This window comes from Glaciimonas sp. GNP009 (genome assembly GCF_054343755.1).
The window spans coordinates 4,277,100-4,296,818 of sequence record NZ_JBTGUV010000004.1 but is presented as its reverse complement, the minus strand read 5'-3'; the positions used below and the strand labels follow the sequence as shown (position 1 = coordinate 4,296,818).

Sequence of the window (19,719 nt, the reverse complement as noted above, 5' to 3'; positions counted from 1 at the left end):
CGAGCGCTTACTCAGCACGAGGAACGTCGACGCTTGCCACAAAGAAAAACGCCACCGACCTATTATTAAAATAGGTCGGTGGCGTTATGTGTTGCTCTATTGCTATGCTCTGGAGCGAGATTGACTCATTAAAACTTAAGTCTTTTTTTGACCAATTAACCGATTCGGCTGTCTCACCTTATTTCCACGCATAGGCGGCAAACATTACCGCGTCAATCGAGTCGATCAATCCGCGTCGCAGCTATTTCGGCCAACATGTGAGCTGACATCAGCGCTAGACGCAGCAAGCGCTCCGTGTCAACAATAGTTAACGTCGGTGCTGTATCCGTATTTCTATCTGAGTTGCTCAAATGGGCCAAATCAATACACGTCTTGATGCCGTGGCAGATATCTACCGTCATGGCATAAAACTGGGCGTGCTCATTCGTTTGATGATGGGATGGCAGCCATGAAAACGGCTGATGAAATGCGTCTATTGTTGGCGGTAGTGTTGGCTTGCTCATGACTTCCCCACCGCGTTAACTTGTAGTTCGGAGAGAATAGGCGCCATGAAACCGGGCGTAGTAATACGAGGCATGTTGTAACTTCCGTAGGTGGCGATTAAACCGCGCCCCGCTGTCAAACGGGGTGAGCGGCAAATAGCAGGGTTGACAGACCGATACCTACAGCAACCGGCAGGCCGAAGCCTCCCCACCACTGCCGCCCAAAGAATGCGCAACACGGGTGAACGTATGCAAAAAAACGGCATTGCGCCGTTTGTGCACTGTAGGTATGTCAGGCTGTCAAACCAGTTCCCCTCTTTATCAGGGACAGGTAAGAGTATAAAACAGGATGACGCCGTTTGTGAAGTCTTGATTGTGAAGTTGGAAGTTGAGTCTGCATGATAAAAAGCCAGATACCCAGACTGCTTCAGCTATTTGCCCCAGAGTTAAAAATTTTACTTGAATGTGATAAGTACCCTCCTCTTGCTCATTCACAGGAAAAACAAGGTAACGTTCAGTTTAATTTTTTATTACGAAGCAATGCTTTGCTGTGCGAAGCGTTATTCATTCCTCTGGAGATATTTCGCTATGCGCTTCGGCAAACCGACAGAAGTCGTCACCCGTCAATTACATGGCAACATCCTTCTGGTCACCATCGACAATCCTCCAGTCAATGCACTGGGCGTCGACGTGCGCCGTAGCCTTCTTGCAGCCATTGACGCCGCGGCCGAAGACGACGCGGTAAAAGCAGTGCTGATTATCGGCGCTGGCCGACATTTTATCGCCGGTGCAGATATCCGGGAATTTGGTGCGCCACCGTTGCCGCCAGCATTAACCGATGTCTGCAATCAGATCGAAACCAGTCATAAACTGGTGGTGGTAGCGATCCATGGTGCGGCACTGGGCGGAGGACTGGAAGTTGCACTATCCGCGCATTACCGACTTGCCATGCCGGGTGCCAAACTGGGGCTTCCCGAAGTATTGCTCGGCTTGCTGCCGGGTGCTGGCGGCACACAACGCATCCCTCGCCTGATAGGCGCGAAAGCAGCTTTGGATCTGATCCTTAGCGGACGCCATTTAGGCGTTGATGAAGCAGTTACGCTGGGCTTGATCGACCGCATCGGACGCACTAACGACGTGCTGGCCGAGGGCCTGGAATATGTGCAGTATCTGCTCACCCATTCTGCCCCTTTGCGCCGTACCCGCGATGCGGCAGCGCTGACAGATCAACCAGACAGTCAACAGGTAATCGACGCTGCACGCATTGCAATCACACATCAACCTCGTGGCCTTTTCTCTCCTCTTAAAATAGTCGACGCTGTTGATGCTGCACGCAATCTGCCATTTGAAGAAGGCCTGCGACGCGAGCGCGAACTATCCCGAGAATGCCACGCCAGTCCGCAGCGTGCTGGCCTGATCCATGCGTTCTTCGCTGATCGTGAAGTTCTCAAGTTACCAGAAATGCGGAATGCGACGCCGCGCACTCTCACGCATGTCGGCATCATAGGCGGCGGTACGATGGGCGCAGGTATTGCGGTGGCATTGCTCGACTCTGGGCTACCCGTGATCATGATAGAACGTGACGACGCAGCGCTGGAACGCGGTCGCCTGCATGTTCAAAAAGTCTACGACGGATTAGTCGCTAAGGGTCGTTTGACACCGGATGGTAAGGCAACATTGATGGCGCGCTGGTCTGGCAGCACTTCTTACGCCACATTAGCAGGCGTCGATCTGGTCATTGAGGCTGTGTTCGAGGACATGGCTGTTAAAAAAGTCGTATTTGCCGAACTTGACCGAGTATGTAAGGCGGGTGCGGTGCTGGCGACCAACACGTCCTATCTCGACATTGAAGAGATCGCCGCCAGCATCTCGCGTCCCTCCGATGTGATCGGATTGCATTTCTTCTCCCCTGCCAACATCATGAAGTTGCTTGAGATCGTGGTGCCAAAAAAGGTTTCTCCAGATGTTGTGGCGACCGCATTTGCACTTGCCAAAATACTCCGCAAGGTGCCGGTCCGCGCAGGCGTGTGCGACGGATTTATCGGTAACAGGATTCTGGCGGTCTATCGTCAAGCCGCTGACCATATGATGGAAGATGGCGCATCGCCTTACCAGATTGACAAAGCATTACGCGATTTCGGCTATCCGATGGGGCCATTTGAAGTATCCGATCTGGCTGGCGGGGACATTGGTTGGGCGACCCGACAACGCCGTGCCGCGACACGCAATCCAGAGGCACGTTACGTGCGCATCGCAGACCGATTGTGCGAAAACGGCTGGTTCGGACAAAAGACCGGACGGGGCTATTATCTCTATGCTGCCGGGACCCGCACAGGAAAACCTGACCACGAAGTTGAGGCGATTATTGACTCTGAACGTCAACGTGCCGGTATCACACCGCGTCGTTTCACTGACGATGAAATTATCCGACGTTACATGGCGGCAATGATCAACGAAGGCGCAAATGTTGTGCATCAGGGCATCGCGTTACGACCGCTTGATGTGGATGTTACCTTTCTTTACGGCTATGGTTTTCCGCGCTATCGCGGTGGTCCCATGCACTATGCCGACACGCTGGGATTGCCACAAGTGCTGGCCGATATCCGTGCGTTCGCCAAGGACGATCCATTGTTCTGGCAGCCGTCACCATTGCTGGTTGAGCTGGTTGAACGCGGCACCAATTTTGCCAGCTTGAATCTGTCCGAATAAGTACATTCACTTTCATTAAGAAAATATATGATGCGCGAAGCCGTTATTATTTCAACCGCCCGTACACCCCTGACCAAAGCCCATCGCGGTGAATTCAACATCACGTCAGGCCCGGCTCTCGCCGCCTTTGCAGTTCGCGCGGCGGTAGAGCGCGCTGGCATTGATCCAGCGTTGATTGAGGATGCGATTCTGGGTTGCGGCTATCCCGAAGGTACTACGGGCCGCAACGTAGCACGTCAAACGATCATCCGCGCAGGTTTGCCGATAACCATTGGCGGCACGACTGTGAACCGTTTCTGCGCCTCTGGTTTACAAGCAATCGCCATGGCGGCTGGACGTATTGTGGTTGATGGCGTTTCCGCCATGATTGCCGGTGGTGTTGAGAGTATTTCACAAATTCGTACGCGTGAGGATGGCGATAGTGGAATGGATCCTTGGATCACACAGCACAAACCTGACCTCTATATGGCAATGATTGACACAGCAGATATCGTAGCCGCACGCTATGGTATCAGCCGTGAGGCGCAAGACCGCTTTTCGGCAGAGAGTCAGCGCAAGACCGAAGAAGCCCAACTCGCCGGACGCTACCTTCACGAGATCATTGCCTGCACGACTACCATGGCTATCACTGATAAAGAGACGGGTGTTATCTCCAGGAAAGAAGTAACAGTCGGTAGCGACACCTGTAACCGGCGCGGCACAACCTATGCCGGACTGGCAAAGCTCGCGCCAGTGATGGGAGCCGACAAGTATGTCACCGCTGGCAATGCATCGCAATTATCGGATGGTGCGTCAGCCTGTGTGATGATGGATGCAAAAGAAGCAGAACGCGCCAATCTCCAGCCGCTAGGGGCTTTCCGTGGATTGGCAATTGCTGGTTGCGAACCTGACGAAATGGGCATTGGCCCCGTTTTTGCAATTCCAAAATTACTTGCGCGTTATGGTCTGAAGATTGATGATATCGATCTTTGGGAACTCAATGAGGCCTTTGCTTCGCAGTCGATCTATTGCCAGCAACGACTTGGCATTCCTGACGAGCGGCTTAACGTCAACGGCGGTGCCATCTCTATCGGCCATCCGTTTGGCATGACCGGTACGCGTCTGGCTGGGCATGTGTTAATTGAGGGCAAGCGACGTGGCGCAAAATACGCGGTCGTCACGATGTGTATCGCTGGCGGGATGGGCGCAGCCGGACTGTTCGAAATCTATTAAGAGGACAATCGATATGGATCTTAACTTTAGCGCTGAAGAAGAAACCTTCCGTAAAGAAGTACGCACATTTCTGGCAGACAAACTACCAGTCCGTCTATCCCACAAGGTTGCCGAGGGCAAGCATATCTCCAAAGCAGACATGCAGGAATGGCATGCCATCCTCAACGCACAAGGCTGGTTAGCGAATCATTGGCCCGCAGAATTTGGCGGTCCGGGTTGGAGCCCGATGGAGAAGTTCATCTTTGAGCATGCGTGCTGCCTCGCAAATGCACCACGTATTTTGCCCTTCGGCGTCAATATGTTGGGACCAGTATTGATCAAATATGGCAGCACGGCGCAAAAGCAGTATTGGCTGCCGCGCATCCTGAATGGGACCGACTGGTGGTGTCAGGGTTATTCGGAACCGGGAGCCGGTTCCGACCTTGCCGCGGTGAAAACAACGGCGGTGCGTGATGGCGAGCACTATGTCGTCAACGGTCAAAAAACCTGGACTACGCTCGCGCAACATGCCGATATGATCTTCTGTCTGGTACGCACCAATCGAGAAGCCAAGAAACAGGAAGGTATCAGTTTTCTGTTAATTGAGTTGAAAACACCGGGCGTCGAAGTGCGTCCCATTATGACGCTCGACGGCGAACATGAGGTCAACGAGGTGTTCTTCACCGACGTCCGTGTACCGATTGCTAATCTGGTCGGAGAAGAAAATAAGGGATGGACCTGCGCCAAGTATCTGTTGACCTATGAACGTACCAATATCGCTGGCGTAGGCTTTTCCGTTGCGGCATTGAACAGACTGAAAAGTATTGCAGCACAACAAACGCGCCATGGTAGACCGTTGGCCGAAGATCCTTTATTTGCCGCTCGTCTGGCACGCGTCGAGATAGATCTGGAAAACATGAAAACCACCAACTTGCGCGTGATCGCAGGGGTGGCTGGCGGTGGCGCACCGGGTGCAGAAAGTTCAATGCTAAAAATCCGCGGCACCGAAATTCGTCAAGAAATAGCTGCGTTAACACGTCGCGCAATGGGTCCTTATGCGCGACCGTTTATCAAGGAAGCGCTATACGATGATTTTGATCAGCAGCCAGTTGGACCGGACGGCGCATCAAGCGCCGCAGCGCAATATTTCAATAACCGGAAGCTCTCGATTTTTGGCGGCGCTAACGAGATCCAGAAAAATATTATCTCAAAGATGATTCTTGGACTGTGAGGGCACACATGCATTTCGAACACACTGAAGAACGGCGCATGCTCGCCGACAGCCTGCAGCGCTTCCTCGCTGCGGAATACACTTTTGAGACACGCGACCACATCACTACATCGCCGCATGGCTTTAGTCAAAAAGTATGGAAGCAACTGGCAGAAATAGGCGTCATTGGTGCCTTGTTTCATGAAAATGACGGCGGCTTCGGCGGCACAGGATATGACATTGCGGTGGTCTTTGAGGCGATTGGTCGCGGCTTGGTGATTGAACCGCTGCTGGGCTGCGCGATGCTTGCTGGTGACGCCATCGCCGCTGTTGGCACGCCAAAACAGAAAGCGGCGTTATCGGACATCATCAGTGGTGACGCCATCGTCGCGCTTGCGCATGAAGAACCCGATACGCACTATGAGATGGCGCGGGTACAAACACACGCAAAAAGAAACGCCGAAGGCTGGACACTAACCGGTACCAAAGCGGTGGTGTTGTACGGCGCACAGAGTGATTTATTTGTTGTGTCTGCACGTACGGCAGGAGCAGTCGATGATACGTCCGGAATCTCGCTCTTTTTGTTACCGGCAAAGACACCGGGACTCACTGTACGCGACTGCCCCACTATCGACGGTGGCCGCATCGCTGAGCTTTGCTTAAACGCGGTAACGCTCGATAACGATGCCTTGCTAGGCACAGAAAACCAGGCATACGCTACGCTGGAGCGTGTAATCGGACGCGGTGTATTGGCGTTGTGTGCCGAGGCGCTCGGTGCGATGGAAGCTGCCAAATCGGCCACACTCGACTACCTCCGCACACGCAAACAGTTCGGTGTCTTCATCGGTAGCTTTCAGGCGTTGCAACATCGCATGGCAGACTTGTTACTGGAGATTGAACAAGCGCGCTCGGCAGTGATCAATGCCGCGGCGGCACTTGATGCCGACCGGGTAACCCGTGAACGTGCGCTATCTGCCGCTAAAGTCAGTATTGGTCGCATTGGCACATTGGTGGCAGAAGAGAGTATCCAGATGCACGGCGGCATTGGGATGACCTGGGAATTACCGCTGGCCCATTATGCCAAACGGCTAGTGATGATTGATCACCAGTTAGGTGATGAGGATCATCATCTGCAACGCTTCATTGCATTTGGTCAGCAGGTGGCCGTATGAGTAGCCGTATAAATGAAGCTGTGTTAATTCGCCAGGAAGGTGCCGTCCGCATCCTGATCAATAATAATCCGACTGCCCGCAATGCCATCACGGCAGACTTATACACTGCATTGCCAGCGGCGCTGGCTGCGGCGGCAGTTGATCCGACAGTCGGTGCGATTGTGCTCACAGGTGCTGGAGATTTTTTCTGTTCCGGTGGTGACCTTAAACAGCTAGCGCAGCGACGTGCGCTGGCCCCAACGGTACGGCGCGAGTGGCTTGAGAAACTGAGTGGGTTGATCCTTGCGATTCGCCATTGCGACAAGCCGGTAATCGCCGCAGTGGAAGGCGGCGCAGCTGGCGCAGGCCTATCGATCGCCCTAGCCTGTGACATGCTGGTGACGACGCGTAACGCCGTCTTCTCGCTGGCTTACGTCAAGGTAGGACTGACACCGGATGGTGGTGCTACGGCCTTTTTGGCAGAGTTTGTGTCACGCCAGATACTGACCGAACTATGTCTGACGGGCGAGCGACTATCCGGCGAACGTCTGCATGCCATGGGTGCTGTCAACCGGCTTACCGAAAAAGGCGTCGCACTAACGGAAGCCATAGCGCTGGCCGCACGCGTTGCCGATGGTCCGATGCGTGCCAATGCGCGAATCAAGACTGCGTGCCTGAGCGCTCATAGCAATGATCTGGCATCGCAACTGTCGTTGGAGGCGCAACTGATGGTGGCGTCGCAAGGCGATGACGAGGCAACTGAAGGGATAGCTGCTTTCTTTGCCAAACGGTCGCCCGATTTTGTTACATTGCGCGGGAAACCGAATAAAGATTAACCCAGCACCACTTCCTGGCAGACACAAAATCGCGATGATCACCCACATAATCACGCAGGTCCACTCAGTATTCTGATAAACACAGAAGAAAAGGAAGACGCAAAGTCAGGATTTTGCCAATCAGCGCATGATGGATGGAGTGCTAATAAGCATGTTGAACGACGCTTTATATAATACTGATGAAGTCATTGATTTATTGCAGGTCAAGCGGATTGATGTTGACCGTTATCTTGGCAACAGTCACTTTAAAGGCAATCCGAGAACGTTTGGTAGTCAGATTTTAGCGCAGGGATTGCACGCTGCCGCCCACACCGTCGATCATCGCAGACCTGTTTCGCTGCATGCGATGTTTACATCCCCCGGGGACGCTCGCCTCACGATTGAATATCAGGTTGATCGGGTACGCGATGGCGGTAGCTTCAGCAGCCGGCGCGTAGTGGCCTTTCAGGGCAGCCGCGAGATATGCCACATTTCGCTTTCTTTTCAGAAAGAAGAGGACGGTATGTCACACCATCAACGCAACACGTCGCTCGCAATCCCGGAGCGGATGCAACCGCATTCTCCCCATTGGAGACATCATCCGAACGGCGATACCAGCACCGTCTTCCCTGCACCGGTGGATTTTCGGTGTGAGGACGATGACTGCTTTGGTGCGCCGTTTACCCATGCGCCGCATCAAAAAATATGGGCACGCACGCCCAATCGTTTGCCGCATACGCGTTTGACGCATGAAACTCTGCTAACCTATATTTCTGACTACGGCTTAATATGGACCGCACTGAAACCCCATGGTATTGCACCTTATGACGCCGACCTGCAAGCCGCCAGTCTGGATCATACAATCTGGTTCCATCGCCCTTTCCGTTTGGATGACTGGTTATTGTTTTCGATGGCAAGTCCGAACGCATCTGGTGGTCGGGGCCTGAATATTGCGCATGTTTATGATCATCAGGGTGGTATGGTTGCCACGGTGGCGCAGGAAGGGCTAATCCGTTTGAATCGACCTCACCAAGGGGTGAAGCCATCATAATATTGATCGGTTGATCGCTTACAACAAATAGGATAATTCGATCTTATTGTTTATCTACTTGTATGTTGTCAATGAATTGGCGATAATTTTTCTTTTCCAGATCGGAACTTACACTATATGGCCACGCAATCGGGCAGAACTACATCGAGCGCCATACAAGAGGGCCTGCCACAAACCCGCGCAGATCAGATCCTGGATATAGCACGTCGACTTTTCGGAGAGCATGGCTATGACCGCACCTCTTTACGTGATATTGCGGAGGCAGCGGGGATCACAAAAGCGGCACTTTATTATCACTTTCCGGATAAGGATGCGTTGTTTAAGAAGGTGGTGATTGAGGGTCTTCAACATTTGATCGCTGATGTTGGCGCGGCCATCGAAAAAGAATCGACCGCATTGAGTCGGATTAAAGCGTTTTTTTATGCTTCGATGGATTTTTATGAGGCGCATCCTTCTCACTTTATGGCTGGTTCTAACTCTTTTCGCGTTCAAACGGGTGATAAGCGTTTGATGGCGCTGGAGTTGCGTGACAAATATGAGGGTATTTTGCGCGAATGCCTTCGGGAGGCAATGGAGAATAAGGACTTGCGTCGTGTGGATGAGGCTTTATTGGCGCGCTATCTTTTGTCTAGTTTTAATCAGATTAATCGTTGGTATTCTCCTGAGGGGAAGATGACGTTGCGTGAGGTGACGGATAGTTATCTTGATTTTGCGTTTAATGGGATATTGGTGGGTGTTGATATTTGAATGTTGATTTAAATTTTTATTAGATGTTTTCGATATGGTTTGATTGGTTGATTGCTGGAATGGTTGCCGCTCTGTGGGTGCTTGTCGCGGCTGGTCCGACATTTAGTGAATACGGTCTTCGTTACTTAACATGGTTACTGCTCCGTGGGGGCTTGCCGGTGGTAGACCGGCAGCTAGTTACTTTTTTTTGCTTCGCCAAAATAAAGTAACCAAAAAAAAGGCGACCGCAGAGGCGCTGCCCTCCCGTTGGTCGGGTCCCCAACTATTTCCGCTGTCATTCGGGTGGAAAAACCAACTCGCTTCGCTCAAACATGTTTTCCCACAATTCCCGATTGACAGCGGAAATAATTGGCAACGCCAATGTCGGGGTAGGTCAAGTGCCACTTCAAAATCAACTGCAACGTCAACTGTGGCTGCGCCTGCAAGGTCAAAGGCAACGTCAACTGTGGCTGCGCCTGCAAGGTCAAAGGCAACGTCAACTGTGGCTGCGCCTGCAAGGTCAAAGGCAACGTCAACTGTGGCTGCGCCTGTAAGGTCAAAGGCAACGTCAACTGTGGCTGCGCCTGCAAGGTCAACTGCAACGTCAACTGTGGCTGCGCCTGCAAGGTCAACTGCAACGTCAACTGTGGCTGCGCCTGCAAGGTCAAAGGCAACGTCAACTGTGGCTGCGCCTGTAAGATCAAAGGCAACGTCAACTGTGGCTGCGCCTGTAAGGTCAAAGGCAACGTCAACTGTGGCTGCGCCTGTAAGGTCAAAGGCAACGTCAACTGTGGCTGCGCCTGCAAGGTCAAAGGCAACGTCAACTGTGGCTGCGCCTGTAAGGTCAAAGGCAACGTCAACTGTGGCTGCGCCTGCAAGGTCAAAGGCAACGTCAACTGTGGCTGCGCCTGTAAGGTCAAAGGCAACGTCAACTGTGGCTGCGCCTGCAAGGTCAAAGGCAACGTCAACTGTGGCTGCGCCTGTAAGGTCAAAGGCAACGTCAACTGTGGCTGCGCCTGCAAGGTCAAAGGCAACGTCAACTGTGGCTGCGCCTGCAACTACAATAGCCTTTATATTAGACGTAATTCAGTTTAAGTTTCTACGATACCGGAACCAATCAATACGGGGTTCGACGTCGACTTTCGGTCATCCTTAAACTTCGACCATCATCTACCAGCAATGTCTCACCACTGACGCCGTTGTTCGGGGCTGCAAAAAATGCTACTGCGTTGGCGACTTTGGTGCGTGCGTTGGTTTGATCCCATTTACTGCCGACGAAGTCCGGTGCGACTGTGTTGACTGTGATGTCGCGCTCGGTCAGTTCGAGTGATAGGGATCTGGTGTAGGCGACTAATGCGGCACTTGCAGCGATGGTGTGCGCGCCGCCCCATGCGCCTAAAAAGCCTTTTGACGATACATGGACGATACGGGCGCCATTCACCAAATAGGGATAGGCGATTTGATTGGCGGCTACTACGTCGAAGAAAAAATAGTGCATCGCGGCCGCAAACTGATCATCCGTTATATCAACGAAACGCGTGTCGGCAAGCGTTAGCGGAACGTTGATCACCAGTAGATCAATCTGTTTAAGTGCTGCAAAAAGTGCGGCTAATTTGGGCTGATCGGTTCTTTCTATGTTGATCAAATTAATGCACTTACCGGATGAAGTCAGTGAACTGGTATCTTTGTCCACTGCGCTGACGTTGTAGCCGTCTTCTGCCAGCCGGAGGATAATCTCCTGACCGAACGCGGCGGCGACTCCGATTACGATGGCATTTTTGGTCGGTGTTGCTGGCAACATGCTATCTCTCTGTTTATGGTGAACAACCTGGTTTGAATACACCGTAGTGAACAACCCCCTACCGAATCCTACTAAAGAGGTGGCATACCTAGCGATTTACCGCCGTCGACCATCAAGACCTGACCATTGATAAAACGCCCCTTTTCAGAAGCCAGAAATGCGACGGCTTGGGCGATTTCTGCGGGATTGGCTGGGCCGCCACTCGGCTCTCTGCTTTCTAGGGTGCGCCGTATTTCTGCGGTGTAGTCATCCATCATGCGGGTATCGACCATGCCTGGTGCAATGGCATTGACCGTTATATTTTCCCAGCGGAGTTCGATCGCCATAGCACGCGTCAGACCAACGACCGCTGCTTTACTGGCGACGTAATGCGATAAACCTGCGCCACCCAAATAGCCACGCGAGGCAATGTTGATGATTCTTCCGCCTGCCTTCATCCGCTTGGCACCTTCTTGCGCGACGATAAAACAGCCCTGAACGTTGATGCTGAAGATTGCCAAAAATGCTTGCATTTCGAGCGCGTGGTAGGGTTTCAGTTTGGCACTAATGGCGGCGTTGTTGACTACAACAGTTAACCCGTCAACGGTATCGAATAGGCGACTGACCGCCGCGCGATCGCGTACATCAAGAACATGCCCGGCCACGTCTAGTCCCATTTCCTGTAACTTTTGCGATGCCGCTTGTACTTCTTCATGGTCAATATCTGTGAGAATAGTTTTAAAGCCATCCTGCGCCAGTTGGGTCGCAATCGCCAAACCGATTCCGCGTGCCGCGCCGGTGACGAGCGCCGCTGGTTTTACGGCGTCGACAGGTATTTCCGTTCTGTAGATGGTTGGCATAGTCTGCGGTTGCCTAAAGTTGCTTCAGCTTTGGCAGCGATTGCGCCAAGCGTGCAGCCGCCAATTCACGTGCGACTTTATAGTTAGGCTTGCCAGCGGGACTACGCGGCATCTCGGTTACGTCAAACAACACTTTCGGTATTTTGTATCCCGCTAACTTTGTGGCCATTGCTTGGCGTACCTCGGTAAAGTCCGCTGTTTTGCCAAAGGTCATGCCAGGCTTAATGCATACCAGCGCCGCAACAATATTGCCCCATCGCTCATCCGGGATGCCGACTACCAACGCGTCGTCGATGCTAGGGTGTAACTTCAAAGCTTCTTCAACCTCTTCCACAAATACTTTTTCACCGCCGGTATTAATCACCAAATTCCCGCGCCCGATGACTTGCATAAATCCTTCTTCATCCAGTCGCGCCCAGTCGCCAGGAACCGCATAGCGCTTGCCGTCGATGATACGAAAAACCTCCGCTGTCTTTTTTGCATCGCCGAAATAGCCGAGCGGAAGTGGCTCTGAGCGGGCGATATATCCCTCGCCTACTTTTCCGGATGGAAGAAGGGCTCCGTGTTCGTCAATTAATACCGTCGTTGATGCAGGAACAAAACGGCCTGTCGGCACAGTCGCATTCACCGTTGTCACCGAATAGCCCAATCCGGACGCTTCCGAAGCGCCGAAGATATCCACCATAGAAACCAGAGGTAAATGATGCAATAGCCCTTGTTTGATCTCTTGACTCCAGATCAACCCAGCGGAGCTGATCACCCGAAGGCTGTCAAGATCAATTTTTTTGTGATTTGCGTCCAGCGCATCAAGCGCACGTAGCATCGGGCGAGCGAAAACATCGCCAACGATTAAAATTCTTGTTGCCTTATGACGGGCAACTGCTTGCCATAATTCATCAGTATCAAATCCACTTGCCGATAGCAAAATGACCGTCCCACCCGACAACAACTCTGCCAATGAACTACTCATGCCAGCGCCGTGCATCAAAGGACAGGCCGGTATGACGCGGCCCGGGCTGTCATTTGTTCGGACCAGTTCGATATGCTCGGCCAGATTACGTGGCCGATTTTTTATCAGAGGCGACTCAAGCTGGCATTCGCGATAATTACCGGAAGGCCAGATAACCCCTTTTGGCATGCCTGTTGTGCCGCCCGTGTACAGCAGAAATGCATCATCACTTGAGCGCTCAATCCCCAGCGGGGCAGGATCTCCCTGTTCGGCCAACTTCTCGAAATGTACGCCAGGCGTGACGTTGCTTTCGCCATCAATACAGATCCACAGCAAAACAGCAGGAAAACTGCTCCGCAGATCAGCGATCAAGTAGGCAAATTCTTTTTGATAAATCACCGCACGCACATTGCAATCAGTGAAGACATACGCTGTTTCGTCCGTGCGATAGCGGTAATTAATATTGACGTGTACTAGCCGCGCCTTTAAGCACGCTGCCAAGCCTTCCAGATAAGCTGGGTGATTACGGGAGATGAATGCTACCCGATCACCGGGTGCCAATCCAGCGTCGATCATCGCGCGTGCCATGCGATTGCTACGCTCATCAAATTCTTGCCACGAGATCGCCGTATCGCCTTGAATAATGGCAGGCCGATCTTTGGGAACAACTGCGGCCACCGCATCCAACATATCGCCCATATTCCAATTCATAGGTTCCTTAATTAACAGATCTGATATCAGTTATTTCTGGGGCCGCTTACACGCAGATCCAATATTTAAAAAAAGTGTCGCAGCATCGATGTCACAAGATGATGCGGACGCATTAAGGTGATGACGCCGCTCGTAACCTCACCTATCAGAGTGATATTTTTAGCTTCTTACCCAGCTCGCCAATCAGGCCACTACGAAACATCAACACGCATACGACGAAAATAACCCCTTGGGCGACGGTCACCCACGCGCCAAACGGTGACAGAAAATTCTCCATCGAGGCCACTATTGTTGCACCAACTACTGGTCCAAAAATAGTGCCAAGTCCACCGACCAAGGTCATCAGAAGCGCCTCGCCCGAGGTGCCAAACCCGACATCAGCCAGCGTTGCAATGCCGAAGACAATCGCCTTGCTACCGCCAGCGATACCCGCGATGGTGGTTGCCAGCATGGTGGTAATGAGCTTGTAATGCGCGGTTTCATAGCCAAGCGAGATGGCACGTGGTTCGTTATCGCGAATCGATTTCAACACCTGTCCAAACGGAGAATGCACCACACGATGCATCAATAAAAAGCCAGCCAGAAAGATTGCTGCAATGACCCAGTACAACACCAGGTTATTATCCAGAGGAAACAGTCCAAATAGTGCGCCGCGTGGCACTTTCTGGATACCATCTTCGCCATTGGTAAACGGTGCTTGCAAACAAAAGAAATACACCATTTGTCCGACTGCCAGCGTAATCATCGGAAAGAACATGCCGGGGCGACGAATCGCCACCCAGCCAAATAACGTGCCGACTCCTCCTGCGGTAAGACCGCCTAACAGAATTGCCACTTCGGGCGAGACACCCCAATTTTTGGCAACCCATGCAGTAATGTAAGCGCCAAGCCCGAAGTAAGCTGCGTGCCCAAATGAAATCAAACCGCCATAACCTCCCAGTAGATTAAATGAGCAGGCAAAGAGCACGAGGCATAAAACCTTCATCAAAAAGATTGGATATCCTACCGTCGGCGCTAACAGAATGACGGCTAGCATCAACACAAAGGCGATGCTCTGCGCAGGAGAAAAAGAGAGCAAGCGGAATTGTCGAGGCGCTTGCGCTGTTGCCGCAATCGATGGCGATGTGACGGAATCCATATTAGGTCTGCTTTCCGAAAAGGCCGGCTGGCCGGGTCAATAAAATGATAATCATGGCGACAAAAATAACAATCACGGACGCTTCCGGATAGAATACTTTGATCACGCCCTCCAGAATACCGAGGCCAATACTAGCGACGATCGAACCGAGAATCGATCCCATACCACCGATCACGACGATGGCGAATACCGTAATCATGAAGTTCTCGCCCATGTTTGGATTAACCGAATAGATGGGGGCCGCCAGCACACCGGCAAATGCAGCCAGCGCCGCGCCGCCCATATAAGTCAGGGTAATCATACGTGGCACATTGAGACCAAAAGATCGTACCAGCGATGCATTTTCGGTGGCGGCACGCAAGCGCGATCCCAGCGCTGTTTTTTCAATTAGATACCAAGTGGCAAAACAGGTAACCAGCGCAGCGATCACGACCCAAATCCGATAGAGCGGGATGAACATGAAGCCGACATCCATCGCTCCCTGCAAGGTGGTCGGCAAACTGTAAGGCAAACCGGTATCACCAAACGCATTGCGAAACAGGCCCTGAATGATCAACGATAGTCCGTAAGTCAAAATCAAGCCGTACATCGGATCAATCCCGTACAGGCGTCTGATAACCGACTTTTCGAGAAAATAAGCGAATATGGCAACCGTACCCGGTGCCAGTATCAACGCCCACCAATAACCGAGGCCCAACCATTCCAGCAAAAACCATGCAACAAAAGCGCCCATCATATACAGCGCGCCATGGGCAAAATTGATGATGTGCAGCATGCCGAATATAACGGCCAGACCAAGCGATAACAACGCGTAGAAAGCGCCATTGATCAGGCCAAGCAGCAGCTGACCGAGCAGCAACTGGCCCGGCATTCCAAACAGTGTGAACATGAATTCAGATCCTTTAGTTTGTCAGACGCCCAGATACCGGTGCAATTTATCCATATTTGAGGCCAGTGCAGCATTGGGGATCAAATCGATAATTTTTCCATGCTCCATGACGTAATGACGGTCTGCAACGGTTGATGCAAAATGAAAATTTTGTTCAACCAACAAAACAGTAAAACCAAGATTTTTTATTTTTTGGATCATATGCCCAATCTGCTGAACAATGACGGGCGCCAAACCTTCGGTCGGTTCATCCAGTAGCAGTAACCGTGCTCCGGTACGCAGAATACGCGCGATAGCCAGCATCTGCTGTTCACCTCCTGAGAGCATGGTGCCTTGACTGGAGCCGCGTTCCTTTAGGTTTGGAAACAGCGTATATAAGGCTTCCACGCTCATGCCACCCGGCGAAATGACTGGTGGCAAGAGCAAATTTTCGGTCACCGTTAGCGAAGCGAAGATACCACGCTCCTCAGGACAGAGTGCGATACCGGTGCGGGCGACCTGTTCTGGTAAGCAAGCAATCGTTTCCACGTCACGCATCCTGATACTGCCGGTGCGGTGCGCCATCAGGCCCATGATAGATTTCATTGTGGTGGTTTTACCCGCGCCATTGCGCCCCAATAACGTCACGACTTCACCCTCCTTCACGTCAAGATTGACGCCGTGAAGAATATGGCTTTCCCCGTACCATGCCTGGAGGTTTTCTATCTTTAGTAAAGTATTCTCACCCATGGGCTGTTCCCAGATAAGCGGCAATGACGTCGGGATGTTTGGACACACTGGCATAATCGCCTTCGGTCAGAATGCTGCCTCTGGTCAATACCGTCACCGCGTCGCACAATCCTTCCACCACAGAAAGGTTATGTTCCACGATCAGGAGCGTGCGACCCTTTCGGATGCGCCGAATCAGCGCAACAACACGATCCACATCTTCATGCGTCATACCGGCGGTCGGCTCATCAAGCAGCATGACTTTGGGATCAAGAGCCAGTGTGGTGGCGATTTCAAGGGCGCGCTTGTGTCCATACGGGAGTAGACCTGCCGCCGTGTCTTCATAGTCAGCAAGTCCTACATCCTCTAACAGGCCGCGTGCCTGCGCATTCATTTCACACAGTATTTTTTCACCACGCCAAAAATCGTAGCTTCCCCCGCGTTTACGCTGCAATGCCAGACGTACATTCTCCAGCACGGACATGCTGGAAAATGTCGCCGATATCTGAAAACTACGCACCATACCAAGGCGCGCGACAGCCGCTGGCTTCATGTTGGTAATATCCTGCCCCGCCAGATGAATACTGCCATCGGTCGGCTGCAGAAACTTACTCAGCAAATTAAAACATGTTGTTTTGCCCGCGCCATTGGGGCCAATCAAGGCGTGGATCGTTCCTTCGCGGACTTTAATATCCACGCCATTGACTGCGAAAAAGCCGCCAAAAACGCGGCTCAATCCAGATGTTTCCAGGATAACGTCGGACATCTCAGCCAACAAATCCGAATATGGCGTCTACCACCGCTGCCGGTTCATCCAGTTCGGCCAGATGCCCTGCATTTGGGATGAGCTTGATGGAAGCTGGCCCCGTGATACCTTCGGCAAATGTAGTTGCATAACTGGTCGGTATGACCTTGTCTTTTGCGCCCCATAGCAATAAGGTCGGTGCGCTAATGCGGTGCAGTCGTTTACTCAGACGCGTATCACCGAAGGGCCACAAGAAGCGTGCTGCAGACTCGTTGCCACGATTAACGACAATCGACCAGAGAACAGGTTCTGCATCTTTAGGCGTCGCAACCTGAGCGAGGAACCGTTCCGGATTTTCGCAAAACAGGGCTGGCGCATTTTTCGATGTCACCGCAAACATATCGGTACTTGGGGCATCGTCATCCCATAGCCCAAACGGCGCTATCAGGATAAGTTTGCCGATCAACTCTGGCCACAGCGCTGCCGCATCGGCTGCCAAAGCACCTGCCGTAGTCGATCCCATCAGCGTGTCGCCCGGCTGAAATCCAGCAGCCTGCAACAGGTCACGCGTGGCTAGGCACCAGTCAAGATGGCTGTCCAGAATGTCGTGCCCTTCGCTGCCAGGGAAGCCGGGTAAACCGCAGGTAACCAGTGTGACTCCCGCTGCCATGGCTTCATGAAACGCGGTCTGCCTCATCAGCATAGGACTGGAAGCTAACCAATACACTCTTGGGCCACTACCTTGCTCCCAGATGCGGCAGGAACGACCATTAACGTCTACGGTCCTGACGGTCAGCGCGCTCATACTTCCTCCTGCTTGCGTGGCAAAGCCCGTAGCGATTTATCGGCTGGTTCCGGCCACCAATGGTGATCCCATTCATCTTCAAACAAATCCTTCAGTTGCGGAATCACTTTTTCGGCAAACAGTTTGGTGTTGTACATGGTGGTTTCCCGACTCATGTTGCCAAACTGGAGCAGCGTCAATAAATTGCCGACGTTGAACTTGATCGCTACTTCACGTAGTTGCGCTGCCACTTCATCAGGGGAACCGATGATGACGTAGCCACTTTTTAATATCCCTGCAAAATCTTCGGACAACGAGCCCAATATTTCACTGCGATCTGCAGCAGCTTGTACCTGAGATGTCATCTTCATGCGCTGCGTGGCTTCGGTAACGTAACCTGGCGGCGATACCCAGCGCGGGTCCACATGCAAGCAGTTGGTATAGAAGAATTCGGCTGGTTCACGGTAAAGCTTTACCGCTTCTTCCATGTTCTCAGCGACACCGATAAATTGCAGGAATCCAACGCGGAACGGATTCCGGTCGACTTTCTGTCGGGCCATTTCAGCCCAATAGCCGTTCATCGTGGCTTCTGCGGCAACGTGGCCATAATAAGAAACGTATGAATAGACATAATCTTTTTCACCGCACCACTGCCATGTTTCTACCGAGCCGCCACCGGGAACCCATACCGGAGGATGCGGCCGCTGGATCGGACGGGGCCAGCAATTAACATAGCGCTGTTGATTGAAGCGTCCGTTGAAGCTGAACGGCTCGTCCCTTGTCCATGCCTGAATGACCAGGTCGTGTGCTTCGTAATACCGTTGGCGCAACGTGCTTGGGTTGGTGCCATAGACGTAGGTGGTATCCATCGGCGTTCCGACCGGAAACCCTGCAATCAGACGACCGCCCGAAATGGCGTCAATCATCGCAAATTCTTCAGCCACACGCGTTGGTGGATTGTAAAGCGCCAGCGATGCACCCATCACGCAGATAGCGGCATCAGTATGCTGGGTACGACGTGCCAGCGCGCTGGCGATCAAATTGGGTGAAGGCATCATGCCGTAAGCGTTGCCGTGATGCTCATTGACGCAGATGGCATCGAATCCGCACTCAGCAGCGAACTCAAGCTCGTCCATGTATTCGTTGTAGTTATCATGCATCTTCATCGGATCACCCAACTTCGGATCGACATCGACCCAAATGCTCTTATGATCTTCTTTAAAGTTCTCGGGTAAATCTTTGTAAGGCATCAAATGAAACCAGAGGAATCGCATGTTTATCTCCTGAGAAAAACTTATTTTAAATATTCCGGACTGTTGGAAGCAATCAACTTTTGATAGCCTGAGCGATCATTACAAGTGTGATAAATCGGGTGATGGATTGGGTATGTGTGGCTGGAAAGGCGGCGCTCTTTATAGATATTTACCGCTCCTTATCCCTTTTTAATCGCACTAATCCAGTAATAAGCTGCCACGCGTGGCTGCCGATTCCTCAGCCGTAATGCGCGCAGAAAGTGGTTCCAACTCTAAAAAAAGGCGATCTGGTGACGAGGAATCGGTGCGGGGCATCAGCGCTGTTCCGGCTCTGGCCGCAATGGCGGCATGCACATCGCTGATTTGTTCTGCTTCCATTTCATACAGAGACAAATAACGGAATCCCAACTTCGCGGAAATTTGATCGGAAAGTCGGAAGCGTTGCGCCGCTTTGATCCCCGGAACGGCTAATACATCGCCAATATGTTGATTGTTGCACCAGGCGTTGTAGTCATCATCGCGCCCCTCAGCGGCGTTTGTGAGCGATATGGAAATAAACTTGGTCAT

Annotated in this window: 19 protein-coding genes; 7 read left to right on the top strand and 12 right to left on the bottom strand. The window is 52.2% G+C overall.

Annotated elements, in window-relative coordinates; all coding sequences use genetic code 11:
• Positions 1–212: 212 nt before the first annotated feature.
• A complete protein-coding gene (locus ACXX82_RS19865) occupies positions 213–503 on the bottom strand; it encodes a hypothetical protein (protein WP_323507672.1) in 291 nt (96 codons plus the stop codon).
• Between the two features lie 567 nt (positions 504–1,070).
• Here ACXX82_RS19865 and ACXX82_RS19860 point away from each other — a divergent pair.
• The 7 genes from ACXX82_RS19860 (at position 1,071) to ACXX82_RS19830 (ending at position 9,356) form a co-directional block, all read left to right on the top strand.
• Entirely contained in the window at positions 1,071–3,191 is a 2,121-nt protein-coding gene (locus tag ACXX82_RS19860) for a 3-hydroxyacyl-CoA dehydrogenase NAD-binding domain-containing protein (protein WP_458563553.1), read from the top strand.
• A gap of 30 nt (positions 3,192–3,221) precedes the next feature.
• Positions 3,222–4,403, top strand: a complete 1,182-nt coding sequence (locus ACXX82_RS19855; RefSeq protein WP_323507673.1) for an acetyl-CoA C-acyltransferase — start codon at positions 3,222–3,224, stop codon at positions 4,401–4,403.
• 13 nt (positions 4,404–4,416) lie between these two features.
• On the top strand, positions 4,417–5,613 hold the full coding sequence (locus tag ACXX82_RS19850; RefSeq protein WP_323507671.1) for an acyl-CoA dehydrogenase family protein: 1,197 nt from the start codon (positions 4,417–4,419) through the stop codon (positions 5,611–5,613).
• Between the two features lie 8 nt (positions 5,614–5,621).
• Positions 5,622–6,764, top strand: a complete 1,143-nt coding sequence (locus ACXX82_RS19845; protein WP_322237712.1) for an acyl-CoA dehydrogenase family protein — start codon at positions 5,622–5,624, stop codon at positions 6,762–6,764.
• Positions 6,761–7,579, top strand: a complete 819-nt coding sequence (locus tag ACXX82_RS19840) for an oxepin-CoA hydrolase, alternative type (protein ID WP_458563552.1) — start codon at positions 6,761–6,763, stop codon at positions 7,577–7,579. The genes ACXX82_RS19845 and ACXX82_RS19840 overlap by 4 nt, the downstream gene beginning before the upstream one ends.
• Before the next feature lie 151 nt (positions 7,580–7,730).
• On the top strand, positions 7,731–8,609 hold the full coding sequence (locus tag ACXX82_RS19835; protein ID WP_458563551.1) for an acyl-CoA thioesterase: 879 nt from the start codon (positions 7,731–7,733) through the stop codon (positions 8,607–8,609).
• A gap of 117 nt (positions 8,610–8,726) precedes the next feature.
• Positions 8,727–9,356 (top strand): TetR/AcrR family transcriptional regulator, encoded by a 630-nt coding sequence (locus ACXX82_RS19830; RefSeq protein WP_458563550.1) that lies wholly within the window; start codon positions 8,727–8,729, stop codon positions 9,354–9,356.
• A gap of 305 nt (positions 9,357–9,661) precedes the next feature.
• Here ACXX82_RS19830 and ACXX82_RS19825 read toward each other — a convergent pair whose 3' ends face one another.
• The 11 genes from ACXX82_RS19825 to ACXX82_RS19775 all read right to left on the bottom strand — a co-directional run bounded on the left by ACXX82_RS19825 (position 9,662) and on the right by ACXX82_RS19775 (position 19,719).
• Positions 9,662–10,393, bottom strand: coding sequence for a hypothetical protein (locus ACXX82_RS19825; protein ID WP_458563549.1), 732 nt, complete (start codon positions 10,391–10,393; stop codon positions 9,662–9,664).
• Positions 10,394–10,452: 59 nt separating this feature from the next.
• Entirely contained in the window at positions 10,453–11,136 is a 684-nt protein-coding gene (locus ACXX82_RS19820) for an SDR family oxidoreductase (RefSeq protein WP_322237698.1), read from the bottom strand.
• Between the two features lie 71 nt (positions 11,137–11,207).
• Positions 11,208–11,975 carry an SDR family NAD(P)-dependent oxidoreductase gene (locus tag ACXX82_RS19815; RefSeq protein ID WP_322237696.1) on the bottom strand — a complete coding sequence of 256 codons (768 nt, stop codon included), beginning with the start codon at positions 11,973–11,975 and terminating at the stop codon, positions 11,208–11,210.
• 13 nt (positions 11,976–11,988) lie between these two features.
• Positions 11,989–13,635: an AMP-binding protein gene (locus ACXX82_RS19810; RefSeq protein WP_458563548.1), complete on the bottom strand. Its 1,647-nt coding sequence runs from the start codon at positions 13,633–13,635 to the stop codon at positions 11,989–11,991.
• Positions 13,636–13,780: 145 nt separating this feature from the next.
• Entirely contained in the window at positions 13,781–14,773 is a 993-nt protein-coding gene (locus tag ACXX82_RS19805; RefSeq protein WP_458563547.1) for a branched-chain amino acid ABC transporter permease, read from the bottom strand.
• Position 14,774: 1 nt separating this feature from the next.
• Positions 14,775–15,662 (bottom strand): branched-chain amino acid ABC transporter permease, encoded by an 888-nt coding sequence (locus ACXX82_RS19800; protein ID WP_458563546.1) that lies wholly within the window; start codon positions 15,660–15,662, stop codon positions 14,775–14,777.
• A 21-nt stretch (positions 15,663–15,683) separates the two neighbouring features.
• Positions 15,684–16,391: an ABC transporter ATP-binding protein gene (locus ACXX82_RS19795; protein ID WP_322237684.1), complete on the bottom strand. Its 708-nt coding sequence runs from the start codon at positions 16,389–16,391 to the stop codon at positions 15,684–15,686.
• On the bottom strand, positions 16,384–17,136 hold the full coding sequence (locus ACXX82_RS19790) for an ABC transporter ATP-binding protein (protein WP_322237681.1): 753 nt from the start codon (positions 17,134–17,136) through the stop codon (positions 16,384–16,386). Before ACXX82_RS19790 ends, ACXX82_RS19795 begins: the two co-directional genes overlap by 8 nt.
• A gap of 1 nt (position 17,137) precedes the next feature.
• Positions 17,138–17,920 (bottom strand): alpha/beta fold hydrolase, encoded by a 783-nt coding sequence (locus ACXX82_RS19785; RefSeq protein WP_322237679.1) that lies wholly within the window; start codon positions 17,918–17,920, stop codon positions 17,138–17,140.
• Positions 17,917–19,173 (bottom strand): LLM class flavin-dependent oxidoreductase, encoded by a 1,257-nt coding sequence (locus tag ACXX82_RS19780; protein WP_322237675.1) that lies wholly within the window; start codon positions 19,171–19,173, stop codon positions 17,917–17,919. The genes ACXX82_RS19785 and ACXX82_RS19780 overlap by 4 nt, the downstream gene beginning before the upstream one ends.
• A 177-nt stretch (positions 19,174–19,350) precedes the next feature.
• Positions 19,351–19,719 carry a hypothetical protein gene (locus ACXX82_RS19775; RefSeq protein WP_458563545.1) on the bottom strand — a complete coding sequence of 123 codons (369 nt, stop codon included), beginning with the start codon at positions 19,717–19,719 and terminating at the stop codon, positions 19,351–19,353.

Excerpts from the sequence above, each read along its gene's own strand:
- ACXX82_RS19865 (WP_323507672.1), bottom strand. The coding sequence starts at position 503 with ATGAGCAAGCCAACACTACCGCCAACAATAGACGCATTTCATCAGCCG.
- ACXX82_RS19860 (WP_458563553.1), top strand. The coding sequence starts at position 1,071 with ATGCGCTTCGGCAAACCGACAGAAGTCGTCACCCGTCAATTACATGGC.
- ACXX82_RS19855 (WP_323507673.1), top strand. The coding sequence starts at position 3,222 with ATGCGCGAAGCCGTTATTATTTCAACCGCCCGTACACCCCTGACCAAA.
- ACXX82_RS19850 (WP_323507671.1), top strand. The coding sequence starts at position 4,417 with ATGGATCTTAACTTTAGCGCTGAAGAAGAAACCTTCCGTAAAGAAGTA.
- ACXX82_RS19845 (WP_322237712.1), top strand. The coding sequence starts at position 5,622 with ATGCATTTCGAACACACTGAAGAACGGCGCATGCTCGCCGACAGCCTG.
- ACXX82_RS19840 (WP_458563552.1), top strand. The coding sequence starts at position 6,761 with ATGAGTAGCCGTATAAATGAAGCTGTGTTAATTCGCCAGGAAGGTGCC.
- ACXX82_RS19835 (WP_458563551.1), top strand. The coding sequence starts at position 7,731 with ATGTTGAACGACGCTTTATATAATACTGATGAAGTCATTGATTTATTG.
- ACXX82_RS19830 (WP_458563550.1), top strand. The coding sequence starts at position 8,727 with ATGGCCACGCAATCGGGCAGAACTACATCGAGCGCCATACAAGAGGGC.
- ACXX82_RS19820 (WP_322237698.1), bottom strand. The coding sequence starts at position 11,136 with ATGTTGCCAGCAACACCGACCAAAAATGCCATCGTAATCGGAGTCGCC.
- ACXX82_RS19815 (WP_322237696.1), bottom strand. The coding sequence starts at position 11,975 with ATGCCAACCATCTACAGAACGGAAATACCTGTCGACGCCGTAAAACCA.
- ACXX82_RS19810 (WP_458563548.1), bottom strand. The coding sequence starts at position 13,635 with ATGAATTGGAATATGGGCGATATGTTGGATGCGGTGGCCGCAGTTGTT.
- ACXX82_RS19805 (WP_458563547.1), bottom strand. The coding sequence starts at position 14,773 with ATGGATTCCGTCACATCGCCATCGATTGCGGCAACAGCGCAAGCGCCT.
- ACXX82_RS19800 (WP_458563546.1), bottom strand. The coding sequence starts at position 15,662 with ATGTTCACACTGTTTGGAATGCCGGGCCAGTTGCTGCTCGGTCAGCTG.
- ACXX82_RS19795 (WP_322237684.1), bottom strand. The coding sequence starts at position 16,391 with ATGGGTGAGAATACTTTACTAAAGATAGAAAACCTCCAGGCATGGTAC.
- ACXX82_RS19790 (WP_322237681.1), bottom strand. The coding sequence starts at position 17,136 with ATGTCCGACGTTATCCTGGAAACATCTGGATTGAGCCGCGTTTTTGGC.
- ACXX82_RS19785 (WP_322237679.1), bottom strand. The coding sequence starts at position 17,920 with ATGAGCGCGCTGACCGTCAGGACCGTAGACGTTAATGGTCGTTCCTGC.
- ACXX82_RS19780 (WP_322237675.1), bottom strand. The coding sequence starts at position 19,173 with ATGCGATTCCTCTGGTTTCATTTGATGCCTTACAAAGATTTACCCGAG.
- ACXX82_RS19775 (WP_458563545.1), bottom strand. The coding sequence starts at position 19,719 with ATGACCAAGTTTATTTCCATATCGCTCACAAACGCCGCTGAGGGGCGC.